We start from the raw sequence: 18,904 nt of genomic DNA on the forward strand, positions 1-18,904 counted from the left end.
AGATTCGTTTCCTGAATATAAAAGAAGCAAGGAGGAGTGCGCGTGGAAGAAAAGAAGAAGGGCTTTTTCAGCCGTCTGGTTGAAGGCTTAAACAAAACACGTGAGAATATCGTTTCCGGCATGGATTCCATTTTCAGTGGCTTTTCCGCCATTGATGAGGATTTCTATGAGGAGCTGGAGGAAACCCTGATCATGGGCGATCTGGGAATCCAGACCACCATGTCCGTGCTGGATGATTTAAGAAAAAAGGTAAAGGAGCAGCACATCAAGGAACCGGCAGAGTGCAAGCAGCTTTTGATCGATTCCATCCGGGAGCAGATGGATTTGGGCGAGAATGCCTACGAGTTTGAAAACCGCAAATCCGTTGTCCTGGTCATTGGTGTCAATGGAGTTGGTAAGACAACCTCTGTTGGTAAGCTGGCAGGCCAGTTAAAGGATGAGGGCAAGAAGGTCATCCTTGCGGCAGCCGATACCTTCCGTGCGGCAGCGATCGAGCAGCTCACGGAGTGGGCAAACCGCGCCGGCGTAGAGATCATTGCCCAGCAGGAGGGTTCTGACCCGGCAGCCGTCATTTACGATGCCGTTGCAGCGGCGAAGTCCCGCCAGGCAGATGTGCTGATCTGCGACACTGCAGGCCGTCTTCACAACAAAAAGAACCTGATGGAGGAGTTAAAAAAGATCAACCGTATCATCGACAAGGAATACCCGGATGCATACCGCGAGACGCTGGTCGTGCTGGACGGAACTACCGGTCAGAATGCCATGGCCCAGGCAAAGCAGTTTATGGAGGTTGCGGACATCACCGGCATCATCCTGACCAAATTGGACGGTACAGCGAAGGGCGGCATTGCAGTTGCGATCCAGTCCGAACTGGGCATCCCGGTAAAATACGTGGGAGTGGGCGAGAAGATCGACGATCTCCAGAAGTTCAATTCCCAGGATTTTGTGACAGCACTGTTTGATGTAAAGAAAGAAGATTAAACGCAAACAGGAAGCAATACCGTTGCCATAAGAAACAAAAAAGCAATACAGGATTTTGATACCACACCAGACGAAAAGGAGATTACAGACGTGGAAAACGAAAAGGTATTAGAAGAGCAGAAGGAAGAGGACTTAACCCTCGAAAAATTTGAGGAGGCTTCTGAGGAAGTCAAGAAAGTGACCCAGGAGACCAAACTGGTTTACAGTGAGTATTTCTCCGCAGCAACCGGAAACAAGGTTTACTTCAAACCGGAGAACATGCAGTATACCGGTGCTTATAAGGTGCGCGGCGCATATTACAAGATCAGCACCCTTACGGAGGAGGAGAAGCAGCGCGGCCTGATCACCGCATCTGCAGGAAACCATGCACAGGGTGTTGCATACGCAGCAAAGCTGGCTGGCATTCCGGCAACCATTGTGATGCCGACCACCACACCGCTTATGAAGGTAAACCGCACCAGAAGCTACGGCGCAGATGTTGTCCTTTACGGAGATGTGTTCGATGAGGCATGCGACCACGCTTACGAGCTGGCAGCAGAGCACGGCTACACCTTCGTGCATCCGTTCAATGACCTGGATGTGGCAACCGGACAGGGAACCATCGCCATGGAAATCATCAAGGAGCTGCCGACCGTAGATTACATTCTGGTTCCGATTGGCGGAGGCGGTCTGTGCACCGGTGTTTCCACCCTTGCAAAATTATTAAATCCGAAGATTAAAGTCATCGGCGTGGAGCCGGCTGGCGCAAACTGCATGCAGGAGTCCTTAAAGGCAGGCCATGTCCTGACCCTTCCGATCGTAAACACCATCGCAGACGGTACCGCTGTGAAGCGCCCGGGCGAGAAGCTGTTCCCGTACATCCAGAAAAATGTGGATGACATCATCACCGTGGAAGATTCCGAGCTGATCGTAGCTTTCCTCGATATGGTGGAGAACCATAAAATGATCGTCGAGAACTCCGGCCTCTTAACCGTAGCAGCCCTGAAGCACTTAAACGTACAGAAAAAGAAGATCGTTTCTATTTTGAGCGGCGGCAACATGGATGTCATCACCATGTCTTCTGTAGTACAGCATGGCCTGATCCAGAGAGACCGTATCTTCACCGTATCCGTTCTGCTTCCAGACAAGCCAGGCGAGCTGGCAAAGGTTTCTTCCCTGCTTGCAGAGCAGCGCGGCAATGTCATCAAGCTGGAGCATAACCAGTTCATCAGCATCAACCGCAATGCGGCTGTAGAGCTGCGCATTACCCTGGAGGCTGAGGGAACCGATCATAAGAACCGTATCGTGCAGGCATTAAACGATGCCGGATACCGTCCGAAGCTGGTGAAGTCCAAGGGCACCTACAGCGACTGAGTGGTGAACGATTATGACAGAACATACAAATGAGACAATTCAGGCACTCCGTCAGAATATACGTTATTTTTTGAAATGGACCTTTATTTCTGCAATTTCCGGTGTGACGATCGGTCTGGCCGGAACCCTGTTTGGCCTTGGTATCCAGAAAGCAACTGCTTTCTGGAAGAGCCACAGCTGGACGTTGTATCTGCTTCCGCTTGTCGGACTCCTGATCGTATGGCTGTACCGGTTTGCACATGAAGAAAAAAACCGCGGTACGGATATGGTCCTGGATTCTATTTCCTCTACAGAGGAGGTTACGCCGGCAACTGCTCCGCTGATCTTTATTTCAACTCTGCTGAGCCATCTGGCAACGGCTTCCGTCGGCCGGGAGGGAGCAGCACTGCAGCTTGGCGGAAGCCTGGGAACCTGATCGGTAAGGCTTTTCGACTGGATGAGAAGGACAGAAAGATTGCCATTATGTGCGGCATGAGTGCCGGGTTCTCCGCTATCTTCGGAACTCCGCTTGCGGCAGCCGTGTTTGCCATGGAGGTCATCAGCATTGGCGTTATGTACTATGCGGCTCTGGTTCCATGCGTTTTTTCGGCGTTTGTCGGTGTGTCAGTGGCAAAATTCCTGGGTCTGGCTCCGGAGCATTATGAGATCGGCCTGGTGCCGGAGTTTGGCGCCTCATCTGCGCTTCTGACAGTGCTCATCGGAATTTTGTGTGCCTGTGTCGGAATCTTCCTTTGTGTCAGCCTGCATCAGTGTGGTCATGCTTACCGGAAGGTTTTTCCGAATCCCTATATCCGCGTGCTGGCGGGATCCGCGATCTTTATTGTCCTGACCCTCCTGTTTCCGGCGCGGCTTTACAACGGAAGTGGTGCTCAGATCATCGAAATGGTATTTGAAGGTGAAAGAATTCCGGTTTATGCATTTTTGATGAAGATCCTGTTTACCGGAGTAGCGCTTGGCGCAGGCTTTAAGGGCGGAGAGATCGTGCCGACGCTGACGGTCGGCGCCGCGTTTGGCTACTTGATGAGCCTGGTGACCGGACTGCCGGTCGGACTGTGCGCATCGGTTGGAATGGCATGCCTGTTCGTAAGCGTAACAAACTGTCCGGTGTCCACGATGTTCATGGCATTTGAACTTTTTGGATTTGCCGCAATGCCATATTATGCCATTGCCGTGGCAGTGTGCTTTACCCTGTCTGGATATTATGGGCTCTACCACAGCCAGAAGTTCGTTTATTCCAAGATCCGGACAGAATTCATTAACCGAAAATCAAACGAGTAAATATTGCAGGTGCCAGTATGCATCGGAACGATACCGGCACCTGTTCCTGCAATAGTGAGGTTCATCCTATGACAAAAAAACAGAAGACCCTGGAAATTATCCAAAGACTGAAGGAAGCCTACCCGGATGCAGACTGTACGCTGGATTATGAAGAGGCGTGGAAGCTTTTAGTGAGTGTGCGTCTGGCAGCACAGTGTACCGATGAGCGGGTAAATAAAGTCGTTCCGGCTCTTTACGAGAAATTTCCGGATGTAAACGCACTCGCGGACGCACCGGTGGAAGAGATCGAAGAGATCGTAAAGCCGTGCGGACTGGGAAAGAGCAAAGCCCGCGACATCAGCGCCTGCATGAAAATGCTGCGCGATGAGTACGGCGGAAAGGTCCCGGAGGATTTTGACGCGCTGTTAAAGCTTCCGGGCGTGGGAAGAAAGAGCGCCAACCTCATTATGGGCGATGTGTTTCACAAACCGGCGATCGTTACCGATACCCACTGCATCCGCCTGGTGAACCGCATGGGACTGGTGGACGGCATCAAAGAGCCAAAAAAAGTAGAAATGGCACTTTGGAAGCTGGTTCCGCCGGAAGAGGGGAGCGATTTCTGCCACCGTCTGGTGTGGCACGGACGCGAGGTCTGCACGGCCCGCACAAAGCCGTACTGCGACCGGTGCTGCTTAAACGACATCTGCCCGAAAAACGGGGTATAGAAAAGTTATAGAAAATTTTTTTGCGGTGTCAAGAAAAAATACTTGACAGCAACATCACTTTCGTGTATGATAGCCAAGGTGATGTTATGGAAAGCATTGTAAAACAAAGTTTACTTTATGATTTTTATGGAGAACTGCTCACAGATCATCAGCGCAGCATCTACGAGGATGTGGTATACAATGACATGTCCTTGAGCGAGATCGCAGAAGAGAACGGGATCAGCCGTCAGGGAGTTCACGACCTCATCAAGCGCTGTGACAAAACCTTGAGCGCGTATGAAGAAAAGCTGCATCTGATCAGCAAATTCCAGACTACACGCCGCATGGTAGAGGAAATCCATAAGAAGACCCGGATTTTCAAAGAAACAAAAGATGAAAATCTGATCGACGAGATTGAACAGATTTCCAACGACATCATGGAACTTTGATTTCGGCAGACGCCGTGATCGGTTCTGAACAGGAGGTTACCTATGGCGTTTGAAAGCTTATCCGATAAACTGCAGAACGTGTTTAAAAACCTGCGCGGCAAAGGCCGTTTAAGCGAAGCGGATGTAAAGACTGCTCTTAAGGAAGTAAAAATGGCTCTCTTAGAGGCAGACGTAAGCTTCAAGGTTGTAAAACAGTTCATAAGCTCCGTTCAGGAACGCGCCGTTGGCGAAGAAGTGCTTGGTTCCTTACAGCCGGGCCAGATGGTGATCAAGATCGTTAACGAAGAACTGATCCGCCTCATGGGCTCCGAGACAACGGAAATCGCATTAAAGCCTGGCAATGAGATTACCGTCATCATGATGGCAGGTCTTCAGGGTGCAGGTAAAACGACAACGACAGCGAAGATCGCAGGAAAGCTGAAGGCGAAGGGCCGCAAGCCGGTTCTGGTTGCCTGTGACGTATACCGTCCGGCAGCAATCCAGCAGCTCCAGATCAACGGAGACAAACAGGGTGTTCCGGTCTTCTCCATGGGAGAGAATCAGAACCCGGTCAACATTGCAAAGGCCGCTATGGAGCACGCGGCAAAGAATGGCTACAATGTGGTGATCTTAGATACCGCCGGACGTCTTCACGTCGATGAAGGCATGATGGAGGAACTTCAGAACATCAAAGAGGCTGTGAACGTAGACCAGACGATTTTGGTAGTAGACGCCATGACCGGTCAGGACGCAGTCAATGTAGCATCCAATTTCCAGGATAAAGTCGGTATCGACGGAGTCATCCTCACCAAACTGGATGGCGATACCCGAGGCGGTGCAGCCCTTTCCATCCGGGCCGTAACCGGAAAGCCGATTTTATATATAGGTATGGGCGAAAAACTTTCCGATCTGGAACAGTTTTACCCGGACCGCATGGCATCCCGTATTCTGGGCATGGGAGATATCCTCACCCTGATCGAGAAAGCGAGATGGAGGTTGACGAGGAAAAGGCAAAGGAAATGAGCCAGAAGCTGCGCAAAGCAGAGTTTGACTACAACGATTTCCTGGACCAGATGCGTCAGATCAAAAAAATGGGCGGACTGACCAGTATCATGAGCATGATGCCGGGCATGTCACAGATGAAAGGCGGAATCCCGGAGGTGGACGAAAAGTCCATGGACCGCGTGGAGGCCATCATCCTGTCCATGACAAAAGAAGAGCGCGCGAATCCGGGCCTCTTAAATCCTTCCCGCAAACAGCGTATCGCAAAGGGCGCAGGAGTGGATATCAGCGAGGTAAACCGCATTGCCAAGCAGTTTGATCAGATGAAAAAGATGATGAAGCAGCTCCTGGCATGATGGGCGGCAAGCGTGGACGCGGCGGACTGGGCGGTATGCTCGGAAAGCTGAAAATGCCTTTCTAATCTAAGGCAGCTTACATGGTGACAGTACAGAGCATTTCTGTATTTGTTGATAAATGAACAGTATAATTTTAAGGAGGTGAAATTGACATGGCAGTAAAGATGAGATTAAGAAGAATGGGTGCTAAGAAGAAACCTTTCTATAGAGTCATCGTTGCAGATTCCAGATCCCCAAGAGATGGCAGATTCATCGCTGAGGTTGGTACTTACGATCCGAACCAGGAGCCGAGCGTTATCAAGTTTGACGAGGAGGCTACCAAGGAGTGGTTAGCAAACGGCGCACAGCCGACCGACCGTGTAGCAAAGCTTCTGAAGACCGCTGGTATTCAGTAATCTGAGAGGTGATCGCTATGAAAGAACTGGTTGAGGTTATTGCAAAAGCATTAGTTGACAATCCGGACGAGGTGGTTGTTACCGAGACCGAAAAGGAAAGCGGCACTTTTATTGAATTAAAGGTTGCCCCATCTGATATGGGAAAGGTGATTGGCAAACAGGGACGCATCGCGAAAGCAATCCGCTCCGTTGTCAAGGCAGCCGCTTCCAAAGAAGAAAAAAAGGTTGTTGTAGATATACAGTAACCATTAGAAACTGTCGTCGGGTTTTCCTGCGGCAGTTTTTCTTTTTGTATAGGAGGAACAAAATGATGGAGGATACCTTAAGAGTTGGTGTGATCTCATCCACCCACGGTGTACGCGGTGAGGTCAAAGTGTACCCTACAACCGACGATGTGAATCGTTTTAAAAAATTGAAAACAGTCATCCTTGATACCGGAAGAGAGCAGATGACATTATCCATCGAGAGTGTAAAGTTCTTTAAAAATATGGTCATCTTAAAGTTCAAGGAGTTTCATAATATCAACGACATTGAGAAATACAAAGGCAAGGATCTGCTGATCCGCCGCGACCAGGCAGTCAAGCTGGCTCCGAACGAGAACTTTATCACGGATCTGATCGGTCTGAAGGTCGTGACCGATGAGGGAGAGGAGTTTGGTACCTTGACCGATGTCCTACAGACCGGTGCGAACGATGTCTACGTGATCAAGAGCCTGGAAGGCAAGGAATACCTGTTCCCGGCCATTCCGCAGTGCATTCTGGATGTCAATCTGGAGACCCAGACTGTTACCGTTCACATTTTAGATGGTCTTCTGGATCTGTAAGGGAAAGACAGGAGGAAACCAGAACGATGAATTATCATATTTTAACCCTGTTCCCGGAGATGGTGCTAAATGGTCTGAACACCAGCATCATCGGCCGGGCAGCCGGAAAAGGCCTGCTCTCCATTGAGGCGGTCAACATCCGGGATTACACGAAAGAAAAACACGGTCATGTGGACGATACCCCATACGGCGGCGGTGCTGGCATGGTCATGCAGGCAGCACCGGTCTGCGATGCTTATGAGGCGCTGTGCGAGCGCATCGGCAAGCGCCCGCGCGTGCTTTACATGACCCCGCAGGGCCAGACCTTCAACCAGAAGATCGCGGAAGAACTGGCGCAGGAAGAAGACCTGGTGTTCTTATGCGGCCATTATGAAGGCATTGACGAACGCGCCCTGGAGCTGATCGTAACGGATTATCTGTCCGTGGGCGATTATGTGCTGACCGGCGGTGAGCTTCCGGCCATGGTCATGATCGACTGCATCTCCCGCCTGGTGCCGGGTGTCTTAAACAACGATGTATCCGCAGAGATCGAGTCCTTCCACGACAATCTGTTAGAGTACCCGCAGTACACCCGCCCGGAGGTTTATGAGGGCATGCGCGTGCCGGAGGTGCTTCTTTCCGGACACCACAAGAATATCGAGACCTGGAGACGGCAGCAGTCCATTAAGCGGACCTTAGAGCGCAGACCAGACCTTCTGGAAGACGCAAATCTGTCGAAGAAAGAGCGGCAGTATCTGGCGGAGCTGATGGCGGAGAAGGAAGAAACTCCTTCCTGTTAAATTAGAATTTTGCCAAAACCAGCACATCTCCCTCATACACGATGGTATTCCCTGTGGGTATCATCGTTTCTTTTTGCCGTGAAACCATGACGACCAGAGTCCCTTCCGGCATTGGAATGTGACTTAGGGATTTTCCATTCCATTTGTGATTTTTGTCTACGGTGATTTCCCGAAGTGTCATGTTTTTCCGGTCGCGGAATTCTTCTGCTGCCGCAACCATGAGGTCTCCGGCTTTTAAGCAGGTGTCTCCGTTAGGAACCAGAATTTCATTCCCGCGGATCAGTACCACGACGAGCAGCTTAGGCGGCAGCGTGATTTCTTTTAAGCATTTCCCAACGTAGGGATGCTGGGAAAGCAGATGAAATTTCACGAAGCTGATGTTTTCTTCTTCCTGATAATCATTGAAGGTACGGCGCACGTCGGCGTGTTCATCGATCATGCGGAGCTTTTTTGACATCCAGGGAAGAAGGGTACCCTGAATGGAAATCGATAACAGCACAATGCAAAAGACCAGGTTGAACAGGTTATAGCCGAGCGGCACCTGGCGCAAAACGACATAGATGGCAAACACAATGGATGCGACGCCCCGCAAGCCGGCCCAGGATACCAATCCGATCTGCCCGAATGAAGATTTGAAACCAGATAAAAGTATCGCTGCAGATAACGGACGTCCGATCAGTGTTAAGAATGCCATGATCACAAAAGAGGGCAGGATCACCTGCGGCAGCTGGCTTGGTGTGACGAGCAGTCCCAACAGGAAAAAGATCATCATCTGCGCAACGCCGGTCAGAACATCGAAAAACCGCACCATATCCCGCTTGTGGGGAAGATAGGAATTCCCCAGAATGATCCCGCACAGGTACACGCTCAAATATCCGTTCCCGCCGATCAGATCAGGAATGGTGTAGGCGAGTATGGCTGCTGCAAAGACAAGGATCGTCTTGCCCTGGGCAATATCGAATTCTGCTTTATTTAAGAGAAGGGCAGTGAGTTTTCCAATGCACACGCCGCAGCCTATGCCGAATGCAACCTGGAAAAACAGCATGGATGGCACGTGGACCGAATGCCCGGTAAGGATGGAGGTTAAGATCACCGTCAGCATATAGGAGACAGGATCGTTGGATCCCGACTCAATTTCCAGGAGAGAAGCAGTGTTGTCTTTTAAGTTCAGGCTCTTGGAACGCAGGATATTGAATACAGAGGCAGCATCGGTAGAGCCGATGACAGAGGCCACCAGAAAGCTTTCCAGAAGCGGGCGTTTGAATGCCAGGTGGATAAACAGGCCTGTAATTCCGGCTGTGAGCAGAACTCCTATTGTGGAAAGCAGAATAGCCTGGGGAATGACCGGCTTTGCCTCTTTGATGTTGCTGCCGAAGCCGCCGTAAAACATGATGAAAATAAGGCTGACGGAACAGATCAGCTCACTGAACTGATAATCATCGAAGGATATTTTAAAGATACCGTCCACTCCAAAGCACATGCCCAACAGGATAAACGCAAGAAGGGAAGGGACGCCCAGTTTATCGATGAGACGGCCGGATAAAATGCAGATTACGATCACAATTCCGGTGAGCAGCAGGATCTGATTCATAAAGCGCTCCTTTCCAGCGGCAATGCAAAGAGTTGCATTACGTGTTGTTTATTTTTATAAGTAGAGATGTAAGGTATTATAGCGATGAAAAAAGTAGTTCGTCAAACCATTTTCGGATGTGTGCTTGCTTTTTAACGGTATCTTTATTCACGTTAAATTCGCAAAAATAGTGCTTGCAATTTATCTGGCCATGTGATATCATAACACTGTTGTGACGAGAAAAGAGATGTTCCTCTGTTGCGGAAGAAGCATTAAAGAACATCAAACATATGAAGGAGGATCACACAAATGAACGAAATTATTAAGAACATTGAAGCAGCACAGTTAAAGGCTTCCGTACCGGAGTTTTCCGTAGGCGATACCGTTAAGGTCTACAACAAGATCAAAGAGGGTAACCGTGAGAGAATCCAGGTATTTGAGGGTACCGTAATCAAGAGACAGAACGGCGGCGCAAGAGAGACTTTCACCGTTCGTAAGAACTCCAACGGCATCGGCGTTGAGAAGACCTGGCCGGTTCATTCCCCATTCGTAGACAACATCGAGGTTGTTAGAAGAGGTAAAGTAAGACGTGCAAAACTGAACTACTTAAGAGACAGAGTAGGTAAAGCTGCTAAGGTTAAAGAGTTAGTAAAATAATTTTGCGTGGATGAGGGGGACAATGAAAATTGTCCCTTTCTGCGTAGTTACGCATGGAAAAACTAGAAAGACCCGGTTTTTCTTTGCGTAATTGGAAAAGGGGAGGTTGCTTGCAACTTCCTATTTTTTTACACGCATATCGTAAAGGAGCTGTTACGTGGATTTTTATCAGAATGAAGAACAGAATCTGATCCGGAAAATATGTGGCTGGATCGTGGATGTGGTAGTCGTGCTGGCGTTTGCCTGGTTCTGCCTGGTATTTTTTGGAACGCAGGTTACCGTAAATGGCCAGTCCATGCATCCGCTTTTAAGCTCCGGCGACATTGTTTTGATGAACCGCCTGACCTACGAGATTGGAAAACCGGACCGTATGGATGTGGTGGTGTTTGAGCGGGAAGACCTGAAGACGAATGTAAAGCGCGTGGTCGGAATTCCGGGAGACGAGATTCAGATCATAGATGGGGAACTCTATGTGAACCAGGAAAAGGTTGCACTCCCGGAAGACCGCAAGATTTCCCTTGCCGGACTGGCAGAAAAACCGGTTAAATTGGAAGAACAGGAATATTTTCTTCTCGGGGATAACCCGGACAGCAGTGAAGACAGCCGCTTCGCAAACATCGGCAATGTGCGGGAGGACCAGATCATCGGAAAGGTGTGGCTGCGTTTGTTTCCGCTGATCCGGATCGGCCTGATCCGGTCCTGACGGAAAACAGAATGCCGTTTGAAAAAGTGGAAAAACGGAAATGGAAATTGTCTTTGTGCGGGAACAGGAAAGCTGCAAAAAAGAACACAGCAGAGACACACAGAATATGAAACAGAATAGAAAACAGATTATACAGGAGGAAAATCCGTGAATATACAGTGGTATCCAGGGCACATGACCAAAGCAAAACGTGCCATGAAAGAAGACATCAAACTCATTGACCTGATCATTGAAGTGGTGGACGCCCGTGTGCCGTTAGCCAGCCGCAATCCGGATATTGATGAACTTGGAAAGGGCAAGGCAAGACTGATCCTTTTAAATAAGTCCGATCTGGCCAGCGAGCGTTACAACGAGACCTGGACTGCATGGTTTAAGGAAAAAGGTTACTATGTGGTGAAAATCAATTCCCGCAGCGGGGCAGGATTAAAACAGATTCATGGTGTCGTACAGGAAGCGTGCAAAGAGAAGATTGAACGCGATCGCCGCAGAGGTATCATGAACCGTCCGATCCGTGCCATGGTAGTGGGAATCCCGAATGTAGGAAAATCTACCTTTATCAATTCCTTTGCCGGAAAAGCCTGCGCGAAGACTGGAAATAAGCCTGGTGTGACCAAAGGCAACCAGTGGATCCGTTTGAACAAGACACTGGAACTTTTAGACACTCCTGGGATTCTCTGGCCGAAGTTTGAGGATCAGAGAGTGGGACTGCTGCTGGCGTTCATCGGTTCCATCAACGATGAAATCTTAAATAAAGATGAGCTGGCTCTGGAACTTTTAAAACTGCTTCAGAAACATTATCCGGATGTCTTAAAAGACCGTTATAAGATTGATGAATCTTCCGACGAAAACCTGCTGATCCAGGTGGCCAAGGTACGCGGATGCCTGGCCAAGGGCGGCGAGCCGGATTACAGCCGTGCGGCAGCGCTGGTAATTGACGATTACCGCAGCGGAAAACTGGGACGCATTACCCTGGAGTTCCCGCCGGTGAAGAAGGCAGAGGAGGCGTAACCATGGCACTTCGGACATTAAAGGGAGAAAAGCTGGAGGCAGAGCGTGCCCGCCTAGCCTGATGCGGGAGTATGAGGACACTTATGCAGCCTGCAGCGCGATCTGTGGGATCGATGAGGCAGGACGTGGACCATTGGCAGGTCCGGTGGTAGCCGGTGCGGCAATTCTGCCGGTGGATTGTGAAATCCTGTTTTTGAATGATTCCAAAAAGCTTTCTGAGAAGCGCAGGGAAGCGTTGTTTGAGGAAATCAAGGAAAAGGCCGTTGCGTGGAGTGTCGGCATTGTGGGACCGGATGTGATCGATGAGATCAACATTCTGCAGGCAACCTACGAGGCGATGCGTCAGGCCATTGCCGCACTTCCGGTACAGCCGGATCTGCTATTGAATGATGCCGTGACGATCCCAGGCGTGGCGATCAATCAGGTGCCGATCATCAAGGGTGACGCCAAGAGCGTTTCCATTGCGGCAGCCAGCATCCTGGCCAAAGTGACCAGGGACCATATGATGCTGGAGTACGACACCTTATTCCCGGAATATGGATTTGCCAAACATAAGGGATACGGAACTGCAGCACATATTGCGGCGCTGAAAGAATTCGGACCGACGCCGATTCACAGAAGAACCTTTATCAAAAACTTTGTGTAGTGAGGAAAAAATTCCGGGGAACTTGAATGGAAAATAAAGAAAATAAACGGGAGACTGGAACCATCAAGGAGAATCTGGCGGCACAGTATCTGACGCGTCAGGGTGTGAAGATTCTGGAACACAATTTCCGCTGCCGTCAGGGAGAGATTGATCTGATTGGGCGGGACGGGCGTTATCTGGTGTTTTTTGAGGTAAAGTACCGGAAAACAGCCCGGAATGGAATGCCTGCAGAGGCAGTTGGTTATGCCAAACAGCAGAAAATCCGCTATACAGCGCAGTTTTATCTGTACAGTCGCCGTTACCGGGAAAACATGCCATGCCGCTTTGATGTTGTGAGTATTCTGGGAGACCAGATTAGCTGGATCCGGGATGCATTTGAATGAAAGAATACGATATAGGAGATGAGAAGATGGAACAGCAAGCGTGGATCCGTAAGCAAAACAGCAACCCTCCAGAAATCGAAATCCGTGAGAAAAACGGCGTCACCTATCTGGCATTTCCTGCTCTGGACGAAACCGGTCTGGTGAGTCATGCTTTTTCTACCCGTCATGGCGGTGCCAGCGAGGGTGTTTTCTCCACAATGAATTTTAGCTTCACTAGAAACGATGACCCCGCGCATGTGATGGAAAATTACCGCCGCATGGCATCAATTCTGGGTACCGATGTGGATCGTATGGTACTTTCCTATCAGACACATACGATAAACGTGCGGACCGTGACAGAAGCAGACGCAGGAAAAGGCATCGGGAAAGAGCGGGATTACCAGGATATGGACGGACTGATCACCAACATTCCGGGTATTACGCTGGTGACGTTTTATGCGGACTGTGTCCCGCTGTACTTTGTGGACCCGGTTCATAAGGCAATCGGCCTGTCCCATTCCGGCTGGCGCGGAACCGTGCACCGCATGGGAAAAGCGACCCTGGAGGCCATGAACCGTGAGTACGGAACGGATCCTGTGGATGTGGTCGCATGCATCGGGCCAAGCATCTGCCAGGACTGCTTTGAGGTAGGACCGGAGGTGGCTGAGGAATTTGCAGGAAACTTCGCAAAGAAATATCATGCAGAATTGTTTTACCGGAAAGAAAATGGAAAATACCAGGTGGATCTGTGGCGGGCAAACCAGATCATATTAAACGAGGCAGGAATCCCAAAAGACCAGATTCACACGACGGACATTTGCACGCGCTGCAATCCGGAACATCTCTTTTCCCACCGGATCATGGGAACGGAGCGGGGAAACCTGGCAGCTTTTCTGGTACTCAAAGAGTGAGCACCAGGAACCATTACTATTTTCTAAAAAAAGAACTTCACACAGCAGATGGTATACTGTGTAAAGTTCTTTTTTCATGCTTAAAGTATTTTGGTGTCTGCCAGTCTGCTCCAGAGGAAAAACCGGACAGGGCGGATCCGATTCCACGTAAATTTACTGGATCGTTTGGAAGTAATCGTAGCCATCGTTGTGATACCGCTTTACCAGCTTCTGGATCTTCTCGGTCGGGGAAAGTGCAGCGCCGATGGAAACGTCATGGTTGAAGGAGTTGATGATGGCGGCAAGGTACTTGCTCATGTCAGCTTCCAGGTACCACTCGCGGTCTAACAGCTCTTTCGGGCGGTAGTTTAAGTTGGTGGTGATGACGTAGTCAATGTAGCCGTTCTGGTAATACTGGTCAAACTTCTCCAGTCCGCTGGTGAACAGGCCAAACGTGCAGCAGATGATAACTTTTTCTGCCTTGCGATCCTTTAATTCCCGTGCGGTATCCAGCATGCTCTCACCGGATGCGATCATATCGTCGATGATGAGAACGGTCTTGCCTTCTACGGAAGTACCCAGGAACTCGTGAGCCACGATCGGGTTGCGGCCATCGATGACTCTGGAATAGTCACGGCGCTTATAGAACATGCCCATGTCAACGCCCAGATTGTTAGCCAGGTAAACAGCACGGTTCATGGCACCCTCATCCGGCTGATGATCATCAGATGGTCTTTGTCGATCTTTAAGGATTTGTCGTGGGTGAACAGGGCTTTTACAAACTGGTAAGTCGGCATGAAGTTATCAAAGCCGCTAAGCGGGATCGCGTTCTGGACACGCGGGTCGTGGGCGTCAAAGGTGATGATGTTGGAGACACCCATGGAGATCAGCTCCTCGAGCGCCATAGCGCAGTCTAAGGATTCACGCTTGGTGCGCTTGTGCTGACGGCCTTCATATAAAAATGGCATAACAACATTGACGCGGTGTGCGGTAGCAACGGAAGCACCGATCAGTCGTTTCAGATCCTGGAAATGATCATCCGGGGACATATGGTTGGTGTAACCGCAGACACTGTACGGGATGCTGTAGTTGGTGACATCCACCATGGCGAAAAGGTCAACGCCGCGGACAGATTCATTGATGACAGCTTTCGCCTCGCCGGAACCAAAACGCGGGCATTTGCAGTCCAGAAGATAGGAATCGACATCGTAGCCGCGGTAGTTTAAGTCCTGCTTGCGGCGAAGCAGTTCCTCGGTGTCGTTGCGGCGGAAGGTAACAATGTGGTCGTTTACCTTGGTTGCCAGATTCTTACAGCTTTCCAGGGCAGCGAGCTTTAACGGCGCTACCGGCAGAATGTCATTAAACACATAGTTGTTAGCCATTGGTACATACTCCTTCAGGTAGAATATTGTGGTTTTTGGCTGCTGCATACAGAATGCAGACAGCAACAGAATTCATCCTATTTATATCCTTAAAAAAGGAGTGCGTCAAGAGTTCACGGGTATTTTATAAAAAAATACATGGAAATCGGGTGTTTTCATGAGAAATTATTAGAAATCAATTAGAAATCATCAGAAAGCATGTGCGGATAGCTTTGACAAAGAACAGGAATCTTGTTATGATGAAAAGAGTGCAATACAGAAAGGATATTATATGAAGAAACAAAAAGGTCATCTGATAAAATCCGTTGATCCGGGTTCCATCGCAGAGGAGCTGGAGTTAGAGCCGGGCGACCGCCTGCTCACGATCAACGGAAATGAAGTAGAAGATATCTTTGATTATGAATATTATGTAGACAGTGAAAGCATGGTCATGCTGGTGGAAAAGGCAGACGGAGAGCAGTGGGAGCTGGAGATCGAAAATGAGTACCAGGATCTGGGCATTACCTTTGAGAATGGCCTTATGAGTGATTACAAATCCTGCAGCAACAAGTGCATTTTCTGTTTCATCGACCAGATGCCGCCGGGCATGCGGGAAACACTTTATTTCAAGGACGATGACTCCCGCCTCTCGTTCCTGCAGGGAAACTATGTGACCCTGACCAATATGAAGGAACACGACATCCAGCGTATCATTGATTTTAAACTGGCACCGATCAACATTTCGGTCCATACGACCAATCCAAAGCTGCGCTGTGAGATGCTTCATAACCGGTTTGCGGGAGACGCGTTAAAGAAGATCGACCGCCTCTGCGAAGCCGGGATTCCCATGAACGGGCAGATCGTTTTGTGCAAGGGGGTCAATGACCGGGAAGAACTCGACCATACCATCCGGGATATGACAAAGTATCTTCCATATATGCAGAGTGCCTCGGTCGTGCCGGTCGGACTTTCCAAATACCGGGACGGACTGTATCCGTTAAAGCCATTTGAAAAAGAAGATGCGGAGAGTGCCATTGACATTATTGAAAAGTGGCAGAAGATCGTGTATGAGCAGTATGGCATCCATTTTATCCATGCCAGCGATGAGTTTTATATCCTGGCAGAGCGGGAACTCCCGGAGACAGAACGGTATGATGGTTTCCCGCAGCTGGAAAACGGTGTGGGTATGCTGCGGCTTCTGGACAGCGAAGTAACGGAAGCCCTGGAGGCACTTCCGGAAAAACTGCAGGTAAAGCCAGAGACATTGTCCATTGCAACCGGACGTCTGGCTTATCCGTATCTGCGTAAACAGCTGGATAAGATCGAGGCGAAGTTTCCGCAGAAAAAGGTGAATCTGTATGCAATCCGCAATGACTTTTTTGGAGAGAGCATTACGGTAGCCGGACTGATCACCGGCCAGGATCTGGAAAAACAGCTTTCTGTGGTGCCTCTGGGCGAGAGACTGCTGCTTCCAATCTGTATGTTCCGAAGTGGAGAGGAAACACTTCTCGACGACCTTACCCGCACGGATGTGCAAAATGCTTTACAAGTCCCGGTGAATATTGTAAAATCAAGCGGTCAGGATCTGGTGGATGCCGTTCTTGGCCTGGAAGAAGAACAAGATACCGTTTATGACGGTTATGAATTAAAGGAGATCACATATGAGTAAACCAATCGTTGCCATTGTAGGCGCCCGAACGTGGGAAAGTCCACCCTGTTCAATGTACTGGCAGGTGAGACCATCTCCATCGTAAAGGATACCCCTGGAGTAACCAGAGACAGAATCTATGCGGACTGCACCTGGCTGAACATGAACTTTACCCTGGTCGATACCGGCGGTATTGAGCCGGACAGCCGTGACATCATTCTTGCGCAGATGCGTGAGCAGGCACAGATCGCGATCGACACTGCTGACGTCATCATCTTCATTGTGGATGTACGTCAGGGCCTGCAGGATTCCGACTCCAAAGTAGCAGACATGCTCCGCAAATCCGGAAAGCCGGTTGTTTTAGCAGTCAATAAAGTAGACAGCATCCAGAAATTTGGAAACGATGTCTACGAGTTCTACAACCTGGGAATCGGTGACCCGATCCCGGTATCCGCAGCTTCCCGTCTGGGAATCGGTGACCTGCTGGATGAAGTATCCAAGCACTTCACCTTAGACCAGTTAGAGGAAGAAGAGGATGAGCGCCCGCGTGTAGCTATCATCGGAAAGCCGAACGTAGGAAAATCTTCTATTATTAATAAGCTGCTTGGCGAAAACCGCGTGATCGTTTCCAACATCGCAGGAACAACCCGTGACGCAGTCGATACCGAGGTTGTCTACAACGGAACCGAGTATATCTTCATCGATACGGCAGGACTCCGCCGCAAGAGCAAAATCAAGGAAGATTTGGAGCGCTACAGCATCATCCGTACCGTATCTGCCGTAGAGCGTGCCGATGTGGTCATTCTGGTCATCGATGCGACCGAGGGTGTGACCGAGCAGGATGCGAAAATCGCCGGTATTGCCCATGACCGCGGCAAGGGCATCATCGTGGCTGTGAACAAGTGGGATGCAGTCGAGAAGAACGACAAGACCATCTACGAATTTACCAGAAAGATCAAGGACACCCTGTCCTTCATGCAGTATGCAGAGATGGTATTCATTTCCGCAGTGACCGGACAGCGTATGAATAAGATGTTCGAGCTGATCGATATGGTCCGCGAGAACCAGACCCTGCGTATTGCGACCGGTGTGCTCAACGAGATCATGACCGAGGCCGTTGCCATGCAGCAGCCGCCGTCTGACAAGGGCAAGCGCTTAAAGCTTTATTACATGACCCAGGTAGCGGTAAAGCCTCCGACCTTCGTAATCTTTGTAAACGACAAAGAACTGATGCATTTCTCCTACGTGAGATACTTAGAAAACCGGATCCGCGAATCCTTTGGATTTAAGGGTACCGCTCTAAAATTCCTGATCCGTGAAAGAAATGGAAAGGAGAACTAAATGGAACGGGCAGTCTGTCTGATCATGGGTTATGTGTTCGGTCTGTTTCAGACCGGTTATCTTTACAGCCGATCCAAACATATGGATATCCGCAACTATGGAAGCGGAAACTCCGGCAGCACGAATGTCCTCCGTGTGATGGGCAAAAAAGCGGGACTGATCGTATTTTTAGGCGATGCAGGCAAGATGATCGTTGCCTGCCTGCTGACCCGGCTTTTATTCCGCAGCCAGCCGGAAATGCTGTATGTATACTTACTTTACACCGGATTTGGTGTGATCCTGGGACACAATTTCCCGTTTTACATGGGCTTTAAAGGAGGAAAGGGCATTGCGGCATCCGCAGGGCTTCTGGCTTCTACAGACTGGCGGGTTATGCTGGTCTGTCTGGTGGTATTTGCGGCGGCAGTAGCCATCACCCGCTATGTTTCCTTAGGATCGATCCTGGTGATGATCTGTTTCTTTATCGGTATGGTAATCTGCGGCGCACGCGGTGACTTTGGCATTGTGGCGGCGCATTTGACCGAATTTTATGTGCTGGCAGGCCTGATTTCTGTTATGGGAATCTGGCGTCATCACGCAAACATCAAACGACTGTTAAACGGCACAGAGAATAAGCTGGGTGCCAGAAAGGAATCGTGAC

16 protein-coding genes and 5 pseudogenes are annotated in these 18,904 nt (G+C 49.8%); 19 read left to right on the forward strand and 2 right to left on the reverse strand.

Annotated elements, in window-relative coordinates; all coding sequences use genetic code 11:
- The first annotated feature begins 42 nt into the window (after positions 1 to 42).
- The 10 genes and pseudogenes from ftsY (at position 43) to trmD (ending at position 8,078) form a co-directional block, all read left to right on the forward strand.
- Positions 43 to 981, forward strand: a complete 939-nt coding sequence (gene ftsY / locus DXA97_RS11065) for a signal recognition particle-docking protein FtsY (RefSeq protein ID WP_118540776.1) — start codon at positions 43 to 45, stop codon at positions 979 to 981.
- Positions 982 to 1,071: 90 nt separating this feature from the next.
- Complete coding sequence (ilvA, locus tag DXA97_RS11070; protein ID WP_118720096.1) at positions 1,072 to 2,334, forward strand: threonine ammonia-lyase; 1,263 nt, start codon at positions 1,072 to 1,074, stop codon at positions 2,332 to 2,334.
- Between the two features lie 265 nt (positions 2,335 to 2,599).
- A pseudogene (locus tag DXA97_RS11075) lies at positions 2,600 to 3,612 on the forward strand (chloride channel protein).
- 68 nt (positions 3,613 to 3,680) lie between these two features.
- Positions 3,681 to 4,316, forward strand: coding sequence for an endonuclease III (gene nth / locus DXA97_RS11080; protein WP_118541213.1), 636 nt, complete (start codon positions 3,681 to 3,683; stop codon positions 4,314 to 4,316).
- A gap of 86 nt (positions 4,317 to 4,402) precedes the next feature.
- Positions 4,403 to 4,744 (forward strand): YlxM family DNA-binding protein, encoded by a 342-nt coding sequence (gene ylxM / locus DXA97_RS11085; protein WP_118540770.1) that lies wholly within the window; start codon positions 4,403 to 4,405, stop codon positions 4,742 to 4,744.
- 42 nt (positions 4,745 to 4,786) lie between these two features.
- Positions 4,787 to 6,146 (forward strand): annotated as a pseudogene (gene ffh / locus DXA97_RS11090) (signal recognition particle protein).
- Between the two features lie 87 nt (positions 6,147 to 6,233).
- The gene (gene rpsP, locus DXA97_RS11095) at positions 6,234 to 6,476 is read left to right on the forward strand and encodes a 30S ribosomal protein S16 (protein WP_118532608.1); all 243 of its coding nucleotides are present in this window, start codon (positions 6,234 to 6,236) and stop codon (positions 6,474 to 6,476) included.
- A 17-nt stretch (positions 6,477 to 6,493) separates the two neighbouring features.
- A complete protein-coding gene (locus tag DXA97_RS11100; RefSeq protein WP_118532606.1) occupies positions 6,494 to 6,721 on the forward strand; it encodes a KH domain-containing protein in 228 nt (75 codons plus the stop codon).
- A gap of 65 nt (positions 6,722 to 6,786) precedes the next feature.
- Positions 6,787 to 7,299, forward strand: a complete 513-nt coding sequence (rimM, locus tag DXA97_RS11105) for a ribosome maturation factor RimM (RefSeq protein ID WP_118541211.1) — start codon at positions 6,787 to 6,789, stop codon at positions 7,297 to 7,299.
- Between the two features lie 26 nt (positions 7,300 to 7,325).
- The gene (gene trmD / locus DXA97_RS11110; RefSeq protein ID WP_118705666.1) at positions 7,326 to 8,078 is read left to right on the forward strand and encodes a tRNA (guanosine(37)-N1)-methyltransferase TrmD; all 753 of its coding nucleotides are present in this window, start codon (positions 7,326 to 7,328) and stop codon (positions 8,076 to 8,078) included.
- A gap of 1 nt (position 8,079) precedes the next feature.
- Here the strand turns inward: trmD and DXA97_RS11115 are convergent, their stop codons facing one another.
- Positions 8,080 to 9,669, reverse strand: coding sequence for a potassium/proton antiporter (locus DXA97_RS11115; protein WP_118720098.1), 1,590 nt, complete (start codon positions 9,667 to 9,669; stop codon positions 8,080 to 8,082).
- 288 nt (positions 9,670 to 9,957) lie between these two features.
- Here DXA97_RS11115 and rplS point away from each other — a divergent pair, with 288 nt between their 5' ends.
- From rplS to pgeF, 6 genes and pseudogenes are all read left to right on the forward strand, one after another.
- Entirely contained in the window at positions 9,958 to 10,305 is a 348-nt protein-coding gene (rplS, locus tag DXA97_RS11120) for a 50S ribosomal protein L19 (protein ID WP_118532592.1), read from the forward strand.
- Between the two features lie 157 nt (positions 10,306 to 10,462).
- Positions 10,463 to 11,008: a signal peptidase I gene (gene lepB / locus DXA97_RS11125; protein ID WP_118720100.1), complete on the forward strand. Its 546-nt coding sequence runs from the start codon at positions 10,463 to 10,465 to the stop codon at positions 11,006 to 11,008.
- Positions 11,009 to 11,155: 147 nt separating this feature from the next.
- Positions 11,156 to 12,016 (forward strand): ribosome biogenesis GTPase YlqF, encoded by an 861-nt coding sequence (ylqF, locus tag DXA97_RS11130; protein ID WP_118705672.1) that lies wholly within the window; start codon positions 11,156 to 11,158, stop codon positions 12,014 to 12,016.
- A gap of 2 nt (positions 12,017 to 12,018) precedes the next feature.
- Positions 12,019 to 12,662, forward strand: a pseudogene (locus DXA97_RS11135) (ribonuclease HII).
- 26 nt (positions 12,663 to 12,688) lie between these two features.
- Positions 12,689 to 13,045, forward strand: coding sequence for a YraN family protein (locus DXA97_RS11140; RefSeq protein WP_118705676.1), 357 nt, complete (start codon positions 12,689 to 12,691; stop codon positions 13,043 to 13,045).
- Between the two features lie 26 nt (positions 13,046 to 13,071).
- Positions 13,072 to 13,935: a peptidoglycan editing factor PgeF gene (gene pgeF / locus DXA97_RS11145; protein WP_118720138.1), complete on the forward strand. Its 864-nt coding sequence runs from the start codon at positions 13,072 to 13,074 to the stop codon at positions 13,933 to 13,935.
- A gap of 153 nt (positions 13,936 to 14,088) precedes the next feature.
- Here pgeF and DXA97_RS11150 read toward each other — a convergent pair.
- Positions 14,089 to 15,296: pseudogene (locus DXA97_RS11150) on the reverse strand (ribose-phosphate pyrophosphokinase).
- Between the two features lie 271 nt (positions 15,297 to 15,567).
- Between DXA97_RS11150 and DXA97_RS11155 the strand changes: the two are divergent.
- The 3 genes and pseudogenes from DXA97_RS11155 to plsY all read left to right on the forward strand — a co-directional run bounded on the left by DXA97_RS11155 (position 15,568) and on the right by plsY (position 18,903).
- Positions 15,568 to 16,944 (forward strand): DUF512 domain-containing protein, encoded by a 1,377-nt coding sequence (locus DXA97_RS11155; RefSeq protein ID WP_118720102.1) that lies wholly within the window; start codon positions 15,568 to 15,570, stop codon positions 16,942 to 16,944.
- Positions 16,937 to 18,264: pseudogene (der, locus tag DXA97_RS11160) on the forward strand (ribosome biogenesis GTPase Der). The gene DXA97_RS11155 and the pseudogene der overlap by 8 nt, the downstream one beginning before the upstream one ends.
- Positions 18,265 to 18,903 carry a glycerol-3-phosphate 1-O-acyltransferase PlsY gene (gene plsY, locus DXA97_RS11165; protein WP_118720104.1) on the forward strand — a complete coding sequence of 213 codons (639 nt, stop codon included), beginning with the start codon at positions 18,265 to 18,267 and terminating at the stop codon, positions 18,901 to 18,903.
- Position 18,904: the final 1 nt, after the last annotated feature.

The organism is Clostridium sp. OF09-36, assembly GCF_003481985.1.
Classification (GTDB): Bacteria; Bacillota; Clostridia; order Lachnospirales; family Lachnospiraceae; genus Brotaphodocola.

What these genes read in the sequence shown, in the direction of transcription:
- trmD (WP_118705666.1), top strand. Translation starts at nt 7,326, where the DNA reads ATGAATTATCATATTTTAACCCTGTTCCCGGAGATGGTGCTAAATGGT.
- pgeF (WP_118720138.1), top strand. Translation starts at nt 13,072, where the DNA reads ATGGAACAGCAAGCGTGGATCCGTAAGCAAAACAGCAACCCTCCAGAA.
- DXA97_RS11115 (WP_118720098.1), bottom strand. Translation starts at nt 9,669, where the DNA reads ATGAATCAGATCCTGCTGCTCACCGGAATTGTGATCGTAATCTGCATT.
- nth (WP_118541213.1), top strand. Translation starts at nt 3,681, where the DNA reads ATGACAAAAAAACAGAAGACCCTGGAAATTATCCAAAGACTGAAGGAA.
- rimM (WP_118541211.1), top strand. Translation starts at nt 6,787, where the DNA reads ATGGAGGATACCTTAAGAGTTGGTGTGATCTCATCCACCCACGGTGTA.
- DXA97_RS11100 (WP_118532606.1), top strand. Translation starts at nt 6,494, where the DNA reads ATGAAAGAACTGGTTGAGGTTATTGCAAAAGCATTAGTTGACAATCCG.
- ylxM (WP_118540770.1), top strand. Translation starts at nt 4,403, where the DNA reads ATGGAAAGCATTGTAAAACAAAGTTTACTTTATGATTTTTATGGAGAA.
- DXA97_RS11140 (WP_118705676.1), top strand. Translation starts at nt 12,689, where the DNA reads ATGGAAAATAAAGAAAATAAACGGGAGACTGGAACCATCAAGGAGAAT.
- DXA97_RS11155 (WP_118720102.1), top strand. Translation starts at nt 15,568, where the DNA reads ATGAAGAAACAAAAAGGTCATCTGATAAAATCCGTTGATCCGGGTTCC.
- rpsP (WP_118532608.1), top strand. Translation starts at nt 6,234, where the DNA reads ATGGCAGTAAAGATGAGATTAAGAAGAATGGGTGCTAAGAAGAAACCT.
- plsY (WP_118720104.1), top strand. Translation starts at nt 18,265, where the DNA reads ATGGAACGGGCAGTCTGTCTGATCATGGGTTATGTGTTCGGTCTGTTT.
- rplS (WP_118532592.1), top strand. Translation starts at nt 9,958, where the DNA reads ATGAACGAAATTATTAAGAACATTGAAGCAGCACAGTTAAAGGCTTCC.